Genomic DNA, 17,483 nt, shown 5'->3' on the forward strand with positions numbered 1-17,483 from the left:
CGTACTCCACACGCCGTGCACTCCAGCCGAGGCGGAGCGTGCGACGGGAAAGGCGACAAGCCATGAATCGAAGCAGACGGCTGTCCGTGGCCGTGCTGGGCGCGGGGCTCATCGGGATCGACCTGGCCGCGAAGGCGGTACGGTCGGACGTCCTGGAGAACCCGCTGGTCGTGGCGCGTGCCACGGACACCCCGGGGCTGCGGCAGGCGAAGGCGATGGGGCTGGCCACGGCCACCGACGGCGTCCGCTCCCTGCTGACGGCGGACGAGCCCGTCGACGTGGTGTTCGACGCGACGAACGCGATGGCGCACGCCGAACACGCCGCGCTGCTCGCCGCGTCAGGAACGGTCCTGATCGATCTGACGCCGAGCCGCGTCGGGCACATGGTGGTACCGGCGGTCAACGGCGCGGAGGCGGCCGGGCAGCGGGACATGAGCATGGTCAGCTGCGGCGGCCAGGCGTCGGTCCCGCTGCTGCACGCCATCACCCGTCGGCACCGCGTCGACCACGTGGAGGTGGTGACGACGGCCGCCAGTCCGAGCGTGGGACGGGGCACGCGACTCAACCTCGACGAGTACGTGGCGACCACCCAGGACGCGGTGCGTGACTTCACGGGGGTCAAGGACGTCAAGGCGATCCTCAACGTCTCCCCCGCCCGGCCGCCGGCGATGTTCCGTGTCGCGATGTCGCTGCTGGGCGAGGACCTCACCCGGGAGTCGGTGGCGGCCGCCGTCGAGGAGGCCGCCTGCCGCGTGCGGGAGTACGCGGCCGGGTTCGAGGTGACGGCGTGCGTGGCCGAGGGCGACCGGGCCTTCGTCGCCGTACAGGTCACCGCGAGCGGTGACCGTGTCCCGCGCTACGCGGGCAATCTCGACATCATCAACTCCGCCGCGCTGCGGGTGGCGGAACTGCACGCCGCCGCCCGGGTCCGCTCCGCCGCCGCCGTCCCCACGGAGAGGTCATGAACCAGCAGACAACGGACCGGGACGACACCGGCCGCGGGCACGTCCTCATCCACGACCCGACGCTGCGCGACGGCCACCACGCCGTCCGCCACCAGCTGACGGCACCCCAGCTGCGGGCCTACGCCGCGGCGGCGGACGCGGCAGGCGTGCCGGTCGTCGAGGTCGGGCACGGCAACGGACTGGGAGCGTCCTCGCTCCAGGCGGGCCGGGCCCTGCTGAGCGACGACGAGATGCTGTCGGTGGTGCGTGAGGCCCTGCCGAACAGCCGGATGGGGGTGTTCATGCTGCCCGGCTGGGGCACCCTGCACGATCTGCGGCGCGCGGTCACGCACGGCGCGGACATGGTGCGCATCGGCACCCACTGCACCGAGGCCGACCTCGCCGAGCGCCACCTCGGGATGCTGCGCGAGCGGGGCGTCGAGGCGCACGGCGTGCTGCTGATGAGCCATATGGCCTCGCCCGCCCAACTGGGCGAACAATGTGCCCAGTTGGTCGAGTACGGCGCGCAGGGGGTCGGCATCATGGACTCCGCGGGCCACTACCTTCCCGGGGACGTGACCGACCGGATCGCGGCGATGCGGGCCGCGGTCGACGTGCCGATCATGTTCCACGGCCACAACAACCTGGGGATGGCCGTCGCCAACTCGCTCGCCGCCGTCGAGGCGGGCGCGGACATCCTGGACGCCTGCGCCCGGGGGTTCGGCGCCGGAGCGGGCAACACCCAGCTGGAGGTGCTGGTGCCGGTCCTGGAACGGGTCGGCTGGCGCACCGGCATCGACCTGTACGCGCTGCTCGACGCGGCGGACATCGCCGAGCGCGAGCTGATGCCGAGGCCGCCGACCATCGACTCGGTGGGCATCGTCAGCGGTCTCGCGGGGGTGTTCTCCGGCTTCAAGAACCGCGTCCTGGACGTGTCCGGGCGGCAGGGCGTCGATCCGCGCGACGTGTTCTTCGAACTCGGCCGGCGCCAGGCCGTAGCAGGCCAGGAAGACCTGATCATGGACGTCGCCTTCGCCCTCCGGGCGGGTTCCGGCACGTCCGACGCGTCCGGCACGGCACCGGCCGACAGCTCGGCCGGCGTCGGCTGAGCGAGGGCCGGGAGCCGGGAACTCAGAGACGAGAAGGGCTTAGACACGTGTACGAGGAACTCAAGGGCATCCTGGTCGACGACCTCCAGGTCCGTGCCGAGGACGTGACGCCGACGGCGAGCCGCGCGGAGGTCGGTCTCGACTCGCTGGCCGTGCTGGAGCTGGTGACGCTGCTGAACGGCCGGTACGGCATCGAGGTCCAGGACTACGAGGTGCTGGAGGCCGGCACGGTCGGGGACGTCGCCGACCTGATGGCCCGACGGCGTGCCGCCGCGGGCGCCGGCGGGCCGTCCTGATCCGCCGCGCGGTAGCCCCGTTCCACCTCCCTGGGAGCCTCATGACCCTGCCCCGGCTCAGCCCCTTCCTCGACGAACTCTCCGCCTACCGGCCGTCCGAGGGCGTCCACGCCGCGACACGCACGCTGCCGCTGTCGGCCAACGAGTCGCCGCACACCCCGCTGCCGGGCATCGCCGCGGCCGTCGCCGCCGCGGGACAGGACGTCAACCGCTACCCGGACCCGGAGTGCCGGGACCTGACCCGTGTCCTGGCCGGGCACCTGGGCGTGGACCCCGACCGGATCGTGGTGGGCGCCGGTTCGGTGGCCCTCCTGCAGACGCTGTTCCAGGCGGTCGCCGGGCCCGGCGCCGAAGCGGTGTACGGCTGGCGGTCGTTCGAGGTGTACCCGGTACTCGCCGGTCTCGCCGGCGTGCGGTCGGTCCAGGTGCCGCTGACCGGCGAGGCGCACGACCTCACCGCCATGGCGGACCGGATCACGGACGCCACCCGCCTGGTGATCGTGTGCAACCCGAACAACCCGACGGGGACCGTCGTCTCCCACGACGACCTGACGGCGTTCCTCGCGCGCGTTCCCCCGACCTGCCTGGTCGCCCTCGACGAGGCCTACGCCGAATACGTACGCGACCCACGGTCCGCCGACGGTCTGGCGGTGGCCGCGCACCACCCGAACGTCGTCGTCCTGCGCACCTTCTCCAAGGCCTACGGACTGGCCGCGCTGCGCGTCGGCTACCTGGTGGGCGACCCGCGGGTGGTGGCGCTGCTGCGCCGGGCCTGTCTGGTGTACGCGGTGAACTCGGCCGCGCAGACGTCCGCGGTGGCCGCGCTGGGCCTGCGCGACGCGCTGCTGGAACGGGTGGAGAGCACGGTCACGGAGCGCGTCCGGGTACGGGCCGCGCTCCTCGCCCAGGGTGAGCGGGTCCCGGACAGCCAGGCCAACTTCCTGTGGCTGCGGCTCGGCGCGCGGGCCGCCGCGTTCGGCACGTGGTGCGCGGACCACGGCATCTCGGTGCGGGTCTTCCCCGGCGAGGGGGTACGGGTCTCGGTGGGCTCGCCCGACGACAACGACGCCTTCGTGAGGGTGGCGGGCGGATTCCGCGCCCGCGGCCGCGCCGTGGCGCCGAGCGGCGCATGAGCGGGTCGACGTGGGCCGGCGCCCCGGTCGGACAGCGTCTCCACCGGCCCGACCCGAGTTCGCTGCGCCGCGAGGTCCTGGTCTCGCCCGCCATGTGCGGCGGGGGCTCCCTGGTGTTCGGCCAGATCGGCGACTGGACCTGGGAGGCGGTGGCGGCGGCCTGCGGGACCAACGTGCACGCCGCCAGGGCCGCCGACGGCCGGCCCGCGTACCTGTCGTTCTACTACTACCGGGTGCGCGGCGGGCGCACGCTCCACCCGCACGGCCTCACCTTCGGCGACGAACTGCGCGTCGACTCCCGGGTGTTCCAGTACGGCGGCCAGTCCGCTCTCACCCTGCACCGGCTGGCCCCGGCCGGGCTCGCGCTGCCCGACGAACCACTGGACCCGGCGGAGTTCTACGAGCACCCGCGGGCCGACTGCCTGTACGCGGAGAACTACAACCGCTGGATCGCGCGCTCCAGCCCCGGCAGCAACGAGGGCCTCTCGCTCACCGCGCCGCCCGACTTCGCCTTCCGGCATCTGCCGCGGCTGCCGAACGCCCACTCGCCGCGCTCCGTCGTCGGGCGGGCCCGCGAGGCCGGCACCTTCCACTCCGCTCCCCCGCCCGGTTTCGTCCCGGCCGGCCCAGGACCCACCTGCCGTTACGAACTCGACGTGGTCCGGGACCTGAACGGCGCGGGCCTGATGTACTTCGCCGCGTACTTCGGCATCTTCGACACCGCCCTGCTGGGACTGTGGCGCTCGCTGGGCCGGGACGACTCGGTGTTCGTCGGCCGCCGTGTGGTGGACCAGCGGATCGGCTTCTTCGGCAACGCGGATCCCGGGGCCGTCTTCGACATCGAGGTGCGCCGCTGGCGCGGTGTCCACCGCCCGGACGCCGAGATCGCCGACATGGCGCTGCGGGACGCTGCCTCCGGCCGACTGCTCGCGGTGGCGTCCACGGAGACCTGCCTCGACGACGCGACGACGACGAACGGCTGACGTCCAGCGGCCCGTACGGGCGTGAACCGCGCTGTGGGGGCCGCACCCGGTCGGGTGCGGCCCCCACAGCGCGGTTCGGGTCGGCCAGGTCAGGTCAGGTAGTCCTCGGCGCCGCCGGTGCGCACCGTGTCCAGGGTGAAGCAGTGGAATCCGCCGCCGAACAGGCGCCGGTGCCGGTGCCGGACCGGGACGACGGTGAAGCCGTGCTTCTCCAGGGTGCCGATGAGGGTCTTACAGGCGTCGTTGACCATGACGGTGTCCTCGTCGACGGACAGCACGTTCAGGTCGATGTAGGGGCTGGCCGGGATCGGGTCGCCGTTCTCGTACTGGGGGTAGTCGTCGATGCCGGGCGGGGGCGGAACCACGGTGTCCCAGCCGCGCAGCGCCTCGGGCAGGTAGTCGACGACGCCGGGGTCGCGCAGCAACAGGGTCCCGGGGCGCAGCGGCACGACGACGGAGTCGATGTGGCTCTGCGTCAGCTTCGCCATGCGGTGCACGCGGAACCGTCCGTCGAGGTGGCGTTCGAGCCAGTCGCAGGCGAGGGCGTGGTTGGCGTTGGAGATGTTGACGATCAGGTCGCGGCCCAGGCGCAGGCAGTTGGCGCCGTCGATCATGGGCTCCGGGCCGACGTCGAGGAGCGAGTCCTCCGGTTGCAGCGGAACCTCGATGTTCGGGGCCGCGTTGGGGATGTTCTCCGGGTCGAAGGAGTGGTCGGTCATCATCGGGCGCGGCATGGTCGTCCAGCGGGCGCCCGCGCGGAAGTAGTCGAGGAAGACCTGCTTGAGGAACTGGGTCTCGAAGTAGCGGTCGCGCAGCATCGGCGGGGTCTCGATGATCTCGTCGCCGAGGATCAGGGTGTTGTCGCGGAGGTTGAGCGGCGGTGTGACGGCGGCCTCGAAGGCGGGGGTGGCGACCCTGGTCAGGTCGGGTCCGGGCTGCCTGGGGCGCAGGACGGTGACGCCGAGCGCGGTGAGATGGGCGGCGATGCCCTCCACGTCCTCGATGAGTTCGCCGAGGAAGCGCTCCTTCATCTCCAGGCGCCGCGGGGAGTTGCGGGTCCGGCGTTCCTCACCGTCCCGCCAGGTGGAGATGGAGGGGTAGTAGCCGCGGGCGCCGGAGAGGTTGTCGCTGATGAACATGTCGAACGACATGTCACGCACCCGGTCGCGGTAGCCGTCCGCGGAGCCGAGCACGACCTCCTTCAGCGGGGTGAAGTCGTCGTAGCTGTTCAGGCGCATCGGCGGGGGCCTTTCGTGGGACGGTGGGGTACGGGCGTCGGGGCCGGCGCCGGTCTGCGGGCCGGCGCGGGCCCGGGTGCCGGGGCCGCTCCTCATCTCCCGGTCTCCTTCCTGAGGAAGGCCGCGAGCCGCCGGACGCCGGTCTCGATCCGGTCGGGCTCCAGATAGCTGCACGACAGCCGGATCTGCCGGTCGCCGCGGTCGGTGAGGGAGAACTGGCGCATCGGCGTCCACAGCACGCCGTACTCGGCGGCCGACACCTCCAGGAGGGCGAGGTCGGCGGGTACCGGCAGGTCGACGCGGACGAAGAAGCCGCCGGCCGGCCGGTGCCAGACGACGCCCGGCGGCATGTCGTCGGACAGGTGCCGCTCCAGCGCGTCGGTCAGGCAGGCGAGGTTGCGCCGGTAGCGCTCGGCCTTGCGTCGGGCGAGGGCGGCCAGCGAGCCCCCGTGTTCCAGGAGCAGCCCGCCGACGACGGCCTGGGACAGCGGTGAGGTGTTGACGGTGACCATGGTCTTGAGGTCGGCGAGCTCCTCGGCGAGCAGCCGTTCGCCGTCGGGGCGGCGCACGCGCTGGTCGGCGACGGCGTAGCCGACCCGGGCGCCGGGGAAGCCGACCTTGGCGAACGTGCCGAGGTGGACGACGCGGCGCGCGGTGTCCAGGGCCTTGAGGCCGGGCAGCGTGTCGTCCTCGGGGGCGGTGAAGCCGTACGCGTTGTCCTCGATGAGCAGCAGGTCCTCGCGGGCCGCCAGGTCGAGCAGGCGGTGCCGCAGGGCGAGCGGCATCCGGGCGCCGCCGGGGTTGGAGAAGTCGGGGGCGACGTAACAGGCGCGGACGCGGCGGCCGGCCGCGCGGGCCTCCCGGCAGCGGACGGCGAGGTGGTCCACGTCGAGTCCGTCGGGCCCCTCGCGGACGTCGACCACGGGGATGTCGAGCAGTCGCGCGGCGCCGACGATCCCCACGAAGCAGGGGTCGGCCACGGCCAGTACGTCCCCGCCGCCGCAAAACAGCGCCCGCAGGGTCAGCAGCATGGCCTCCTGCGCACCCACGGTGACGACGATCTCGCGGGGTGCGGCGTGGATGCCCTGGTCGGCGCCGAGCGCCTGGGCCACGAGGTCGTTGATCAGGCCCTGGGCCGGTCCGTACTCGTAGAGCATGCGTTCGGCGCGGACCGGGTCGAGGCCGCGGTCGGTGACGAGGTGGGCCAGGTAGCGGTCGGTCAGGGCGCGGGTGTCCAGGCCCTGGACGAACTCGGGGTGCGGGGCGCCCGGCGCGAACGAGATGGCGTCAGGGTGCCTGCCCATCACCTCGTTGAGGAAGCCGATGGCGCCAAGCACCGGGTCCTGGAGCGATCCGTGCAGGTCCTCCGCGTACAGGTCGGGGGCGGGTCGGCCGGGGGCGCCGGTCACGGTCGGCTCCGGCCCGCGGCGCGCCGTCGTTCGCGTTCCTGCCAGCGGCGCTCCACCTTGTCCAGGACGTCGGGGGCGTAGGCGCGTTCCGCCTGGGCGACGGCGAACTCGGCGAGGTAGTCGCGGAACAGGTCGAGGGGTTCCTCGGCGACGGTGAGCATGCGGCGGTTCGCGGCGACGGCGGGCGCGGACAGTGCCGCCACGGCGCGGTCGACCGCGTCGTCCATGCCGTCGGCGGGCACGATCTCGTCGCAGATCAGCCGGGCGTCGGGGTCGGTGGCGGCGATCCGGCGTCCGCCGAGCACCACCTGACGGGCGAGGCGGGCGCCCGTGAGCCGGGTGAGCCGGAGGTTGCCGAGCCCCGGCACGATGCCCTCCTCGGCGGCGGGCAGGCTGACGTAGGAGTGCTCCTCGGCGACGACGTGGTCGAGGACGAGCAGGAGTTGCATGCCGCCGCCGATGGCGAAGGTGTCGACGGCGCCGATCCACGGCTTGGTGACGCTCCGCTGGCTCCAGGCGCCGGGCAGCGGGTCGGTGAGCAGGCCGCGGAGCATCTTGTTGACGTAGCCGAGTTCACGGCCGAGCAGGAACTCGACGAAGGAGATCCGCCCGTCGCGCAGGTCGGTCAGGTTGACCCCGGCGCTGAAGACACGTCGTCCCCGGTACGCGGGGTGGTCGACGGTGCCGCCGCGCAGGACGCCGACCTTGACCGTGTCGTCGAGCAGGACGAGGTCGACGGCGGTGTCGAGGTCGGCGACCAGCCGGTCGTCCTCGGCGTTGAGCCGCCCGGTGTTCCGGAACTCGACGTGCGCGGCGGCGCCGCGGCGTTCGACGAGGACGGTGTCCAGCTCGACGCGGCCCGCGGCGCGGAAGCCGTCCAGGAGCGCCAGGGCCTTCGGGGTGGGCCCGAGCATCGTCTCGACGAGGTGCCGGCCGGCGGCCGGTGAGCGCAGTACGGCGCCGCAGAACAGCGCCTGGTCGATCTCGCGGCCTTCCTTCTCCGCCTGCACGAGCAGGCGTTCGGCCGCCATCTGTGCGCGGGTGGGCACCAGACCGGGGAACCGGTCGGCGGCCTCGTACACCAGGTCCGGGAGGCGCACGGGCCGGCTCAGCCCATCGGTGAGCAGCCCGTACACGGTCTCCGCGTGCCGGGCGAGGAAGGTGCGCCGGATCCGCCGGGCCCTCGTGTGGACCGCGGCGGCCCGGTCCCGGTCGTCGGGCGTACGGCCGGGGCCGGGCGGCGGCAGCGCGGCGAGGTCCCGCTCGGCCCCGGCGACGTACTCGGCCAGGTGGCGGGCGTCCGTTTCGAGCGGGCCGGACGGGTCGGGCGGCTCGGACGGCTCGGGTGCGCGGGCCGAGGGGGCACCGGGGAGGGCATCGGTGGGAGCACCGGTGGGCGCGTGGGTGCTCACCCGGCCGCCTCCGTACGGTCCTCCGCGCCGCCGGGCGGGGAACCGGGTGCGCCGTCGTTCGGGGTGCCGGGACCGCTGTCCCGCAGGCGGCGCAACTCTCGGTCGCAGGCCGCGAGATGGGCGCCGAGTGCGTCCTGGTACTCGGCGGACGCGGCCTCCTCCAGCAGCCTGCGGCGGATCCGGGTCTCCCGGTCGGAGAGCCGGCCGCGCAGCACGGCCGCGGTGTGGATGGCCTCGGTCAGGTCGTCGCTGACCTGGTCGATGATGCCGAGCTCGGTGGCGTCGGCGAGCGAGATGGCGGAGTCCCACAGCACGATGCGGCGGGCGCGGGCCAGGCCGATGTGCTGGACGAGCCGGTAGAGGGACATGCCGGGCCAGAAGTGCCCGTCGTTGATGGGCAGCATCAGCCGCAGGTCGGGGGTGCCGATCCGGAAGTCCGAGGCGAGCAGCAGGTCCAGGACGGGACCGCCGCACGTGCCTTCCGCGACCGCGATGTTGACGTTGTCCAGCCGTTCCAGACGGCGGACGGCCCGCTCCCAGCGGTTGACCTCCTGGATGGACACGTCACCCGGCCACTCGCGGGCGGCGCGGGGCGGTGACGGCGTGAACCGCAGGACGACGACCGTCCGTTCGCGCCGCTCCCCGGCCTCCTCGCACACCGCGTTCACCGCCGCGGTCAGCTCGGGCAGCGGGCTGCCGCCGTCCAGCCGGGCGAGGACGCCCAGGCCGTCGGGCAGCCCGGTCAGGTCGCGCTCGGTCTTCATATCGGCAGGGGCTCCTTTCGTCACCAGCCCACCAGGGCCGTCTCGATGGTGGATCCCGGTCCCATCGTCATGAGCACCCCGAGGTCCCCGGGTACGGCGGCCTTCTCGTCGCGCAGCCGCTCGTAGGAGAACAGGAACGAGCCGCTGGAGAGGTTGCCGTGGTCGCGCAGGACCCCGGTGGTGTGCCGCACGTCGTGCCGGGACAGTTCGAGGTTCACCCGTATCGAGTCGATGACCTTCTTGCCGCCGGAGTGCACGACCCAGTGCGCGATGTCGTCGGTGCGCAGCCCGGTGCCCGCCAGGAGCCGGGCCACGGCGGTCTCGGCGTTGGCGCCCACGACATAGGGCACCTCGGAGTCGAGGTAGAAGCTGAACTTGCCGTGCGTCTCGTCCCAGTCGTAGCGCATCGCGCCGGCGGCCTCGGGGATGATGTGGCTGGTGAACCTCAGCAGCGCCGGAACCGGCGACGGCTCCGGTGACGGCTCCTCGGTCCGGGGTTCGGGGGTGCGTTCGGGGGCCCGTACGGCGACGGCCGCCGCGCCGTCCCCGAACAGGCTGTTGACCACCGAGGAGCGCATGGTGCCGTCGAAGACGTAGGCCGCGGAGCAGACCTCCACACAGACCATCAGCGCGAGTTCACCGGGGTGGGCGCCGGCCCAGCCGGAGACGGCGTTGAGCGCGTTGAGCCCGGCGTTGCAGCCCATGCCGACGACGTCCAGGCGCTGGCAGGACGGTTCGATGCCTAGGTCCCTGATGAGCAGCGCGGAGAGACCGGGGGTGAGCAGTCCGGTGGAGGTGACGCAGCACAGGTATCCGATGTCGGCGAGCGACGCGCCGGTGTCCCGCAGACAGCTCTCGATCGCCTCGCGGCCCAGCCGCAGCCCGGACTCGGTGTGTTTGCGCAGCAGGTCGCCCTGGGTCTCGACGACGGGTGTCCCGTCGGGGCCCACCGGGGGCAGCGTGAGGTTGCGGCGCTCGATGGCGCCGCCGAGGAAGACTGAGCGGATCCTCGGGTCGGTGATGCCGAAGGTGTCCAGGACTTCCCGCTGTGTGTAGGACGCGGCCGGTACGGCGGTGCCGACACCGACCATGCCCGGCGCGCCGGACCCCGGCCGCTCCGGCAGGTTCCCGGGTGCCGGGGCCACCGGTTGCTGGGTTACGCGCACGTCTTCCTCCGTATGACACATGACACGTGACCGGGTGGCAGCCACCGAATTCCGTCTCGGCCTGGAGGCGATGTTCACAGGGGAAAGCCGTGCGCCGCACCCGTGCTAGCCGCAGTTACGGAACCGCCGGGCGAGCGGCGGCCATTCACCCGTAACGGCGGGGAACGTCGATGCCGGTCCGCCCCCTCCCTTCTAGCGTTTCGAGGTCACCGCACCGCGGTGCCCGACGCCTTTCATTTCCGGGAGAATCATGAAGAACGGCGCCCAAGAAGGCGACCCGGTCCTCGAACGATTCCATTTCCTCGTCAATGCTCCGGCGCTTTTCAACGCCGTCACCACCGCCGCAGAACTGAGAATCTTCGCCTTCCTGTCCGAGAGTTCCGGGGCACGGGCCGAGGAGATCCAGGCGTTCTGCGGGCTGCCCGCGCATCAGTTGCGCGTGCTGCTCCAGGCGGTCTGCACCACGGGGCTGCTCGACCGCCGGGAGGGCATCTACCACAACTCCCGTGTCGCCGAGGAGCTGTTGGCGGCGGACGGCGAGCCGGACAGCTGGAGCCACATCCTGACGGGCTGGAAGGAGGTCTACTACCCGGCGTTCTCGCACATGACGACGGCCCTGCGGGCGGGCACCAACACCGCCCTGGCCGCTCATCCCGGTGACGAACCGACCCTGTACGGGCGGCTGGCGCACAACCCGCCGCTGGAGGAGGTCTTCCACCGGGCGATGACCGCCTTCACGCTCCGCTCGGTGGACGCGCTGATCGAGCAGCCGGTCTTCGACGGCGTACGGCACGTCCTGGACGTGGGCGGCGGCGACGGCAGCACCTCGGCGCGGCTGGTGGCGCGCAACCCGCGTCTGAGGTCGACGGTCTTCGACATGCCGAGCGTGTCGAAGCTCGCGTCCGACGCGGAGGCCGGCACGTACCCCGACCGGGTGAGCCTGATGCCGGGCGACATCTTCACCGATCCGTTCCCCGCGGGGCCGGACGCGGTGCTGTTCAGCCATGTGCTGGAGATCTTCGACGAGGACTCGATCCTGCTCCTGCTGGGCAAGGCGTTCGCCGCGCTGCCGCCGGGCGGACGGGTCATGGTGTACGGCTACAACGTCTCGGACGACGAGACCGAGGGGGTGTTCGGCGCCCGGCTCGGCCTGTACTTCAACGTGCTGGCCAGCGGCCGGGGCATGGCCTATCCGGCCCGCGACTACGAACGGTGGCTGCGCGAGGCCGGGTTCGGGGAGGTCGCGACCGTCTCCGGGCTGCCCTACGAGCACGGGCTCAGTGTGGGCGTCAAACCCTGACGCGGGCCCTGCCCGTTCGTACCGCAGCGCGCGGCCCCGTCGGTGGACGGGGCCGCGCGCTGCGGTGTGGGCACCTGTGTCGGTGCCCACGGGGGCCTCTTGGTCAGCCCCGGCTGCGGGGGCGCAGGCGGGGGCGCCTGCGGGCCTGCGGAGCGGCGTAGAGCCGCAGCAGATGGTCGGCCAGGGTGTCCGGGGTGGGATGGGCGAAGACGGTCGCGGCGCTGATCTGGAGGCCGGTGACGGCACCGAGCCGGTTGCGCATCCGGGTCGCGGTGAGTGAGTCGAAGCCCATCTCCACGAAGCTGCGTTCCGGGGCCACGGCGTCGCCGGTGTCGTGTCCGAGCACCAGGGCGGCGTGGATGCGCACGAGCCGCAGCAGTTCGGCGCCCCGTTCCGTTTCGGGCAGGGCGGTGAGCCTGCGCCCGAACTCCTCGGGGTTCTCCGCGTCCTGCGCGTACCCGGCGTCCTGGTCCGTGCGGAGGCCGGCGGCCGCCTTCCGCAGCGCGGGGACGCCGTCGAACAGCCGGGCCAGTGGGCGTGCCCCGGCAGTGGCCGCGAGGTGGTCGGCGAAGTGCTCCGCGTCGGCGTGGAGAACGGCGATGCGGGTGTCCTTGCCCGAGACGGCGCGGTCCAGCGCCCGCAGGGCGAGCTCCGGGCGCATCGGGAGCAGCCCGCTGTGCCCGATGCCGCCGTCCTCGGCGGCCTCCTCGGTCCACGGCCCCCACGCGACGCAGGTCACGGGCAGTCCCTCGGCGCGCCGCTCCTCGGCCAGGGCGTCCAGGAGGGCGCCTGCGACCGCCTGGCCCGCCTGTCCGGCGACGCCGGCGGTGGCGGCGAAGGACGAGAAGAGCACGAAGGAGGTCAGGCCGGTCCGCTCCCGGGTGAGGTCGTGCAGGTGCCGGGCCGACTCGGCCGTGGCCCTCAGCACGTCCTGGAACCCGGCGGCGGACCGCCGGCCGACCGCGCCGCCGTCGGACACCGCTTCGGCATGCGCTTCTTCGGCAGGGGCTTCTTGGGTAGGGGTTCCGGTGGTGTGCGCCCCGGCGGTGTGCACGACCGCGGTCAGCGGGCGCTGTGCCGGGATGCCTTCCAGCAGGGCGGCCACGGCGGCCCGGTCGCCGACGTCGCAGGCCACGAGGTCGGTACGGGCGCCCAGTGCGGTGAGTTCGGCGCGCAGCGCGTCGGCTCCTTCGGCGGCGGGACCGCGTCGTGAGACCAGCAGCAGGTGTGCGGCCCCGTCACGGGCCAGCCGCAGGGCGACCTGCCGGCCGAGGGCGCCGGTGCCGTCGGTGACGAGGACCGTGCCGGTGGGGGGCCATGGGGCGGAGGCTCCGGCAGGGCCGGCGGGTGCCGGGGTCGGGGCGGGGGCCCGGACGATCCGGCGGGCGAAGACACCGGAGCCTCGGACGGCCAGTTCGCTCTCGCCGGCGACGGTCCCGGCGGTGCGGTCGTCGACGGCGGAGCCCGCGCCCCGGGTCAGGACGGCGGCGAGCCGGCCGCCGATCCAGCCGTCGATCCGCTCGGGCAGGTCGACGGTCCCCGTCCAGTGCTCGGGGGCTTCCAGGACGGCGACGCGCCCCAGCGCCCGTACCCCGAACTGCTCGGGGTGGAGGGCGCGTTCGGCGCCGCCGACCGCCGCCGCGGACCGGGTGGCGTGCCAGACGGGGACGCGCAGGCCGCTCTCGTCCAGGGCTCGCAGCAGCTCCAGGGTGAGGGCGACACTCCGCGGCACCGCGCCGTGTGCGGGGTGCCGCCCGGTCGCCAGGGCCAGCAGGGACAGCACACCGGAGACGGCGCCTGCGTCCCTCACCGCGGCACCGAGCTGCCCGCCCAGGGCCTCACCATCGGTGCCGGTGTCGGTGTCGGTGCCGGTGTCGGTGCCCGTGACGGGCACCACGACGGGCCGGGTGCCCGCGGCGGCCAGCGCCGCGACGAGGCCGGTGACCCAGGGGCCGGTGACGAGATCCGCGGGGACGGCGACGAGCCAGTCGCCGGCCGGCACGGCGGACGGCACGGTGACCGGCGTCCACGCGGTGCGGTAGCGCCAGCCGTCGACGAGGCGGTCCTCGTCGCGGCGGCGCCGGTAGGCGGCCAGCAGCGGCAGCAGCGCCGCCGTCGACTCCGCGTCCCCGAGGGCGAGTTCGGTGGCGAGCGCGTCGTCGTCGGCCCCGTCCGCCGCGTCCCGGAGAAGAGCGCCGGCGGCTGCCCGGCCCGGCGCCCTGTCGTCCGCGGGCAGCCAGTAGGCGGCGCGCTGGAACGCGTACGTGGGCAGGTCCACGGTGTGCGGCGCGTGGTCGGGGACCGCCAGGGCAGCCGACCAGTCGACGTCGATGCCGCGCGCGAACAACTGGGCCAGCGCCTGGGTCAGGGCCGCGGCCTCGCCGCCCTCCGCGAGCAGCGCGGGGACGAACTCGGCCCCGGGCGCGCTGTCCTGGCCCAGGGTGGACAGTACGGCGTCCGGGCCGATCTCGAGGAAGGTGGTCACACCCTGCGCGGCGAGCGCGGCCACCCCGTCGGCGAAGCGGACCGGCTCCCGTACGTGCCGTACCCAGTGCTCCGTCTCCACCGGCCGGTCCCCGGGCAGGAGTTCACCCGTCAGGTGGGACATGACGGGGATCTCCGGCACGGCGCAGGTGAGGGCGGCCAGCTCGGCGCGGAACGGGGCCAGTACGGGCTCCATGAGCGGCGAGTGGAAGGCGTGCGACACCGTCAGCCGCCGGGTCCGCGCACCGCGTTCCTCGAGCAGGGCGACGACGTCGGCGACGGCGTCCTCAGCGCCGGACAGCACCACGGAGTCGGGCCCGTTGACGGCGGCCACGCCCACCTCGTGCTCACGGCCCGCCAGCAGCGGCGTGACGTCGGCCTCCGGCAGCCGTACGGCGACCATCGCGCCGCCTTCCGGAAGGCTCCGCATGAGCCGGCCCCGGGCGGCCACGAGTGCGCAGGCGTCGTCGAGCGTGAGCACACCGGCGACGTGCGCGGCGGCGATCTCCCCGATGGAATGGCCCGCGACCACGTCGGGCCGTACGCCCCAGGACGTGACGAGCCGGTACAGGGCGATCTCCACGGCGAACAGGCCGCACTGGGCGTGCAGGGTCCCGGAGAGGGTCCTCTCCGCGTCCTCGCCGGTGTCGAACACGACGTCCCGGAGCGACGGTTCGTCGGGCAGCAGCGCGTCGAAGCGGGCCCGGACGGCGTCGAAGGCGTCGGTGAAGGCGGGGTACGTCCGGTACAGCTCGGCCGCCATCCCGGCGCGCTGGCTGCCCTGCCCGGTGAACAGGAAGGCCGTACGCCCGGTCGGCGTGCCGCCGACGACGAGGCGCGGCGCGGGCCGGCCGGCGGCCAGCGCGTCCAGCCCCGCCACGAGGTCCGCGCCCTCTTCGCCGACGACGGCGGCCCGGTGCGCGAACACCGACCGCCGGGTCGCGAGCGCGACGGCCAGGTCACGCGGGGCGGGCACGGCGTCGTCGGGCAGCCGCCGCAGGTGGGTGAGGAGCCGGCGGGCCTGGTCGCGGAGCGCGGCCGGGGTACGCCCGGAGACGACCCAGGCGACGGTCCCGGCCGGAGTGCCGGCGCCGGCCCGGGCGTCGTGGTCGGCCTGGACCTCGTGGTCGACCGGGTCGTCGGTGCCGGTCCGGGCGTCGGTGCCGGGTACGTCGGAGACCGGGGCCGGGGGCTCGTCCCGGGGGGCTTCCTCGACGATGACGTGGGCGTTGGTGCCGCTGATGCCGAAGGAGGACACGCCGGCCCGCCTGGGCCGCTCCGTCGCGGGCCAGTCCACGGAGTCCCGCAGCAGCGCGACGGCGCCGCTCGACCAGTCGACGTGGTCCGACGGCTCGTCGAGGTGCAGCGAGCGGGGCAGTACGCCGTGTCGCATCGCGTGCACCGTCTTGATGATGCCGGCCACTCCGGCGGCGGCCTGGGTGTGGCCGATGTTGGACTTCACCGAGCCGAGCCAGACGGGCCGCACGTCGGCGTCGTCGCCGTCGTCGCCGCCGCGCCGTGCCCCGTACGTGGCGAGCACGGCCTGCGCCTCGATCGGGTCGCCGAGCCGGGTGCCGGTGCCGTGCGCCTCCACGACGTCGATGTCGGCGGTGGTCAGCCGGGCGTCCGCGAGGGCGGCGCGGATGACGCGTTGCTGAGCGGGTCCGTTGGGCGCGGAGAGGCCGTTGGAGGCGCCGTCCTGGTTGGTCGCGGTGCCGCGCACCAGGGCGAGGACCCGGTGTCCGTTGCGGCGGGCGTCCGACAGCCGTTCCACCAGCAGTACGCCCGCGCCCTCGGCCAGCGAGGTGCCGTCCGCCCCTGCGGCGAAGGGCTTGCAGCGTCCGTCGGGGGCCAGGCCGCGCTGTCGGCTGAAGCCCACGAGGGCGCCGGGTCCCGGCATCACGGCGACGCCACCGGCCAGGGCGAGGTCGCACTCGCCCTCGCGCAGGGCCCGTACCGCCATGTGCAGCGCCACCAGCGACGACGAGCAGGCCGTGTCCACGGTGACGGCCGGGCCTTCGAGGCCCATGACGTACGAGACCCGTCCGGACACGACGCTGCCCGCGGTGCCGGTGAGCAGGTGGCCCTCGTTGCCCTGACCGGCCTGGTGCAGACGGGGTCCGTACTCCTGGTAGTGCGAGCCGACGAACACCCCGGTACGGCTGCCGCGCAGTGCCGCCGGGACGATCCCGGCCCGCTCGACCGCCTCCCAGCTGGTCTCCAGGAGGAGCCGCTGCTGGGGATCGGTCGCCAGCGCCTCGACCGGTGAGATGCCGAAGAACTCCGCGTCGAACCGCGCCGCGTCGTGCAGGAACCCGCCTTCCCTCACGTACATCCGGCCCGGTGCGTCCGGGTCGGGGTCGTACAGCGCGTCGAGGTCCCAGCCCCGGTCGGTGGGCAGCCCGCCGATGGCGTCACCGCCGGAGGCGACGAGGTGCCACAGGTCCTCCGGGGTGGTGACGCCGCCGGGGTAGCGGCAGGCCATGCCGACGATCGCGATCGGGTCGTCGTCCGTGGACGCACCGGGGCCGCCGGGGCTGCCGGGGTCCTGCGGCGCCGGAGCGACGGCGGTGTCCTCGCCGAGGAGTTCGGTGAGGAGGTGGCCGGCGAGCGCGGTGCAGGTGGGGTGGTCGAAGGCGAGCGTGGCCGGCAGTCGCAGTCCGGTGGCCGTGCCGAGCCGGTTCCGCAGGTCGACGGCGGTCAGCGAGTCCAGTCCGAGGTCCTTGAACGCGCGGTCCGCCGCCACGGCGTCCGCGTCGGCGTCCGTGTGCCCGAGCACGGTGGACACCTGGGCGCGTACCAGGTCGAGCACCGTGGCACGGCGTTCCGCGGGCCGCTGTCCGAGCAGTGACTGCCGCAGTGCCGTGGTCCGGTCCGCCGTGCCGGTGCCGGTGTCCGGCGCGGCCGCGGTGAGACTGCGGCGGCGCGGGGCAGCCGGGCGGCGGACGAGGGCACGCAGCATGGGGTGCGCGGGTGCGTCGTCCGCGCCCGGGGCCCGGGTGTCGAGGCGGGCGGCGAGCACCAGGCTCTCGGGGGACGCGGCGGCGCGGTCGAAGAGGTCCAGTCCTTCGCGGGTGGACAGCGCGCCGGCTCCCACCCGGTTCATGCGGGCGAGGTCGGTGTCACCGAGTTGTCCGGTCATGCCACTGCGCTCGGCCCACAACCCCCACGCCACGGAAACACCCGCCAGACCACGCCCCCGCCGATACGCAGCCAACCCGTCCAAGAACGTGTTCCCCGCCGCA

General features: G+C 73.9%; 12 protein-coding genes. 6 read left to right on the forward strand and 6 right to left on the reverse strand.

All coding sequences use genetic code 11. The features are described 5' to 3' along the window. Positions 1-62 precede the first annotated feature (62 nt). The 5 genes from ACLVWQ_RS02740 to ACLVWQ_RS02760 are packed head-to-tail and all read left to right on the forward strand — an operon-like array spanning position 63 to position 4,465. Complete coding sequence (locus ACLVWQ_RS02740; RefSeq protein ID WP_414106481.1) at positions 63-965, forward strand: acetaldehyde dehydrogenase (acetylating); 903 nt, start codon at positions 63-65, stop codon at positions 963-965. Further along, entirely contained in the window at positions 962-2,053 is a 1,092-nt protein-coding gene (gene dmpG, locus ACLVWQ_RS02745) for a 4-hydroxy-2-oxovalerate aldolase (protein WP_414106482.1), read from the forward strand. The genes ACLVWQ_RS02740 and dmpG overlap by 4 nt, the downstream gene beginning before the upstream one ends. Positions 2,054-2,100: 47 nt before the next feature. Then, positions 2,101-2,349: an acyl carrier protein gene (locus tag ACLVWQ_RS02750; RefSeq protein ID WP_414106483.1), complete on the forward strand. Its 249-nt coding sequence runs from the start codon at positions 2,101-2,103 to the stop codon at positions 2,347-2,349. A 41-nt stretch (positions 2,350-2,390) separates the two neighbouring features. Then, the gene (locus ACLVWQ_RS02755; protein ID WP_414106484.1) at positions 2,391-3,482 is read left to right on the forward strand and encodes a histidinol-phosphate transaminase; all 1,092 of its coding nucleotides are present in this window, start codon (positions 2,391-2,393) and stop codon (positions 3,480-3,482) included. Continuing rightward, positions 3,479-4,465 (forward strand): LnmK family bifunctional acyltransferase/decarboxylase, encoded by a 987-nt coding sequence (locus ACLVWQ_RS02760; protein WP_414106485.1) that lies wholly within the window; start codon positions 3,479-3,481, stop codon positions 4,463-4,465. The genes ACLVWQ_RS02755 and ACLVWQ_RS02760 overlap by 4 nt, the downstream gene beginning before the upstream one ends. Before the next feature lie 89 nt (positions 4,466-4,554). Here the strand turns inward: ACLVWQ_RS02760 and ACLVWQ_RS02765 are convergent, their stop codons facing one another. The 5 genes from ACLVWQ_RS02765 to dpgA are packed head-to-tail and all read right to left on the reverse strand — an operon-like array spanning position 4,555 to position 10,379. Then, positions 4,555-5,799, reverse strand: coding sequence for a glycine amidinotransferase (locus tag ACLVWQ_RS02765; protein WP_414106486.1), 1,245 nt, complete (start codon positions 5,797-5,799; stop codon positions 4,555-4,557). Further along, positions 5,796-7,112 carry a PLP-dependent aminotransferase family protein gene (locus ACLVWQ_RS02770; protein WP_414106487.1) on the reverse strand — a complete coding sequence of 439 codons (1,317 nt, stop codon included), beginning with the start codon at positions 7,110-7,112 and terminating at the stop codon, positions 5,796-5,798. The genes ACLVWQ_RS02765 and ACLVWQ_RS02770 overlap by 4 nt, the downstream gene beginning before the upstream one ends. Beyond that, on the reverse strand, positions 7,109-8,524 hold the full coding sequence (gene dpgC, locus ACLVWQ_RS02775) for a (3,5-dihydroxyphenyl)acetyl-CoA 1,2-dioxygenase DpgC (protein ID WP_414106488.1): 1,416 nt from the start codon (positions 8,522-8,524) through the stop codon (positions 7,109-7,111). Before dpgC ends, ACLVWQ_RS02770 begins: the two co-directional genes overlap by 4 nt. Further along, positions 8,521-9,288, reverse strand: a complete 768-nt coding sequence (gene dpgB / locus ACLVWQ_RS02780) for an enoyl-CoA-hydratase DpgB (protein ID WP_414106489.1) — start codon at positions 9,286-9,288, stop codon at positions 8,521-8,523. The genes dpgC and dpgB overlap by 4 nt, the downstream gene beginning before the upstream one ends. A gap of 20 nt (positions 9,289-9,308) precedes the next feature. Next, on the reverse strand, positions 9,309-10,379 hold the full coding sequence (gene dpgA, locus ACLVWQ_RS02785) for a 3,5-dihydroxyphenylacetyl-CoA synthase DpgA (protein WP_414106495.1): 1,071 nt from the start codon (positions 10,377-10,379) through the stop codon (positions 9,309-9,311). Between the two features lie 325 nt (positions 10,380-10,704). On the opposite strand from dpgA, the gene ACLVWQ_RS02790 reads away from it, so the two are divergent. Next, positions 10,705-11,754, forward strand: coding sequence for a methyltransferase (locus tag ACLVWQ_RS02790; RefSeq protein ID WP_414106490.1), 1,050 nt, complete (start codon positions 10,705-10,707; stop codon positions 11,752-11,754). Between the two features lie 103 nt (positions 11,755-11,857). Here the strand turns inward: ACLVWQ_RS02790 and ACLVWQ_RS02795 are convergent. After that, on the reverse strand, positions 11,858-17,483 hold a 5,626-nt coding region (locus ACLVWQ_RS02795), incomplete at its 5' end, for a type I polyketide synthase (RefSeq protein ID WP_414106491.1).

The organism is Streptomyces sp. CWNU-52B (genome assembly GCF_047444975.1).
Classification (GTDB): domain Bacteria; phylum Actinomycetota; class Actinomycetes; order Streptomycetales; family Streptomycetaceae; genus Streptomyces.

Coding starts and splice junctions, on each gene's coding strand:
- ACLVWQ_RS02765 (WP_414106486.1), bottom strand. CDS start 5,799: ATGAGGAGCGGCCCCGGCACCCGGGCCCGCGCCGGCCCGCAGACCGGC.
- ACLVWQ_RS02790 (WP_414106490.1), top strand. CDS start 10,705: ATGAAGAACGGCGCCCAAGAAGGCGACCCGGTCCTCGAACGATTCCAT.
- ACLVWQ_RS02760 (WP_414106485.1), top strand. CDS start 3,479: ATGAGCGGGTCGACGTGGGCCGGCGCCCCGGTCGGACAGCGTCTCCAC.
- ACLVWQ_RS02740 (WP_414106481.1), top strand. CDS start 63: ATGAATCGAAGCAGACGGCTGTCCGTGGCCGTGCTGGGCGCGGGGCTC.
- dpgA (WP_414106495.1), bottom strand. CDS start 10,379: ATGGTCGGTGTCGGCACCGCCGTACCGGCCGCGTCCTACACACAGCGG.
- dmpG (WP_414106482.1), top strand. CDS start 962: ATGAACCAGCAGACAACGGACCGGGACGACACCGGCCGCGGGCACGTC.
- dpgB (WP_414106489.1), bottom strand. CDS start 9,288: ATGAAGACCGAGCGCGACCTGACCGGGCTGCCCGACGGCCTGGGCGTC.
- ACLVWQ_RS02755 (WP_414106484.1), top strand. CDS start 2,391: ATGACCCTGCCCCGGCTCAGCCCCTTCCTCGACGAACTCTCCGCCTAC.